1 protein-coding gene and 1 pseudogene are annotated in these 1017 nt (G+C 70.7%); one reads left to right on the top strand and one right to left on the bottom strand.

Annotated elements, in window-relative coordinates:
* A partial coding sequence (locus OG2516_RS18555; protein WP_007257316.1) for a UDP-galactopyranose mutase occupies positions 1–753 on the top strand: 753 nt, incomplete at its 5' end.
* Between the two features lie 125 nt (positions 754–878).
* Here OG2516_RS18555 and OG2516_RS20110 read toward each other — a convergent pair.
* A pseudogene (locus OG2516_RS20110) lies at positions 879–1017 on the bottom strand (UDP-galactopyranose mutase); the annotation flags it as partial.

Here is a 1017-nt window from a genome sequence, read left to right on the forward strand (position 1 = left end):
TTCGAGGAGCAGGCGCTGCGCTTCGTGGGGCCCGATCTCTACGAGGCCTTCTTCAAGGGCTACACCGAGAAGCAGTGGGGCTGCTCGCCCACCGAGCTGCCCGCCAGCATCCTCAAGCGGCTGCCGGTGCGGTTCAACTACGACGACAACTACTTCTTCCACCGCTTCCAGGGGATGCCCGAGCAGGGCTACACCGCGATGATCGAGGCGATCCTCGACCATTCCGGCATCGACGTGCATCTCGAGACCCCCTTCGCGCCGGAGATGGCGGGGCGTTACGACCACGTGTTCTGGTCGGGGCCGCTCGATGGCTGGTTCGGCTACGATCTCGGCCGGCTCGGTTACCGGACGCTCGATTTCGAGCGCTTCACCGACCGGGGCGACTGGCAGGGCTGCGCGGTGATGAATTACGGCGATGCCGACGTGCCCTGGACGCGGATCACCGAGCACAAGCACTTCTCGCCGTGGGAGAGCCACGAGGGGACGGTGCTCTACCGCGAATATTCCCGCGCCTGCGCGCCCGAGGACGTGCCCTACTACCCGATCCGGCTGGTGGCGGAGAAGGCGCTGCTGGCGGAGTACGTGGCGCGGGGGCAGGCGGCGGAAGGGGTGACCTTCGTCGGCCGGCTCGGAACGTACCGCTACCTCGACATGGACGTCACCATCCGCGAGGCGCTCGACACGGCGGGCGCGGTGCTCGAGGGGATGGCGGCGGGGCGGCCGCCGCCGGCCTTCGTGCAGGCGCCGATCTGAGGTAAGGGGCGGGCCGGGGGTGCCGGGCTGAAGCCCGGCCTACGGGGTGCTCCGCCCGGCCCGCGGCCGGGCAGAGCACGCCGTAGGCCGGGCTTCAGCCCGGCACCCCCGGCCCGCCCCTATCCTCAGATCGGCGCCTGCACGAAGGCCGGCGGCGGCCGCCCCGCCGCCATCCTCTCGAGCACCGCGCCCGCCGTGTCGAGCGCCTCGCGGATGGTGACGTCCATGTCGAGGTAGCGGTACGTTCCGAGCCGGCCGACGAAG

The organism is Oceanicola granulosus HTCC2516 (genome assembly GCF_000153305.1).
Classification (GTDB): domain Bacteria; phylum Pseudomonadota; class Alphaproteobacteria; order Rhodobacterales; family Rhodobacteraceae; genus Oceanicola; species Oceanicola granulosus.